The following is a 1078-nucleotide window of genomic DNA, read 5'->3' as shown; positions in this document are numbered from 1 at the left end:
CGACGCCTGCCTTAGGCCGACCCACCCCCGCCCCTCCCTTTCAGGAGGGGAGGAAGGTCCGGGAGGGGAGGAACACGATCATCCCGCTCCCGCGTCAGCCAGAAGCCGTCACGACCGAGCGCCAGCCCGATCCAGATCAGCAGGGATAACGTGGCAATCCCGAGCGCGATCACGCGAGCATCCCCGCTTGCCGGAACCATGCGACCGCATCCTCCAGCGCCGCACGATAGGGCCGCGCGTGGTACCCGAGTTCGGCCTCCGCCTTCGCACTCGAATAATACATGTCGTGTGCGGCCATGCGCAGCGCGTCCAGCGTCAGGAACGGCTCCTTGCCCGTCACCCGCGCGATCTGTTCATTCACCCAGGCCAGCGGAAAAAGCGGCGCTCTCGGGATTTGCACCGTCGGTGCCTTGCGCCCGACGATCGCCGCGACGTCCGCCAGCATCTGGCGCAGCGAGACGTCCTGCCCGCCCAGCACATAACGCTCGCCGATCCGCCCGCGCGTCATCGCCGCGATATGGCCCTCGGCCACGTCATCGACATGGACGAGGTTGAGCCCGCTCTCGACGAACGCGGGCATTCGGCCCGAGGCGGCCTCGACGATAATTCGGCCGGTCGGCGTCGGTCGCGCATCGCGCGGGCCGATCGGGGTCGAGGGATTGACGATCACCGCAGGCAACCCCTGCTGCGCGACCATCGCCTCGACCAGTCGCTCTGCCACCACCTTGCTGCGCTTATAGGCACCGACGGCCTGTTCGGGCGTCGCCGGGCGCGTTTCGTCGGACGGTTTGCCGTGGTCGGGCCGCAGCGTCGCCACGCTGCTGGTATAGACGATTCGTTCGACCCCGGCGGCCAGCGCCGCTTCCATCACCGTGCGCGTGCTGGCGAGGTTGTTGCGGACAATCTCCTCGGGGTCGGGGGCCCAGATCCGGTAGTCGGCAGCGACGTGATAGAGGTGCGCCACACCCGCCATCGCCCGCGCCATCGCAGCGGCATCGCGCGCGTCGCCCTCGACCAGTTCGCCCGGAAAATCGGTGAGATTGGTGCGCGCGCTGCTCGCCCGCGCCAACCCGCGCAG

1 protein-coding gene is annotated in these 1078 nt (G+C 68.8%); it reads right to left on the bottom strand.

All coding sequences use genetic code 11. From position 1 onward, the window contains the following. Positions 1-169 precede the first annotated feature (169 nt). Positions 170-1078 (bottom strand): hopanoid-associated sugar epimerase (hpnA, locus tag NW75_RS21510; protein ID WP_033967424.1); only part of this gene is annotated, 909 nt, incomplete at its 5' end.

Origin of the sequence: Sphingomonas sp. Ant H11, assembly GCF_000797515.1 — a bacterium.
In the GTDB taxonomy this organism is placed as follows: Bacteria; Pseudomonadota; Alphaproteobacteria; order Sphingomonadales; family Sphingomonadaceae; genus Sphingomonas.
The sequence above is the reverse complement of the archived record's forward strand: the minus strand, read 5'-3'. Positions and strand labels throughout refer to the sequence as shown.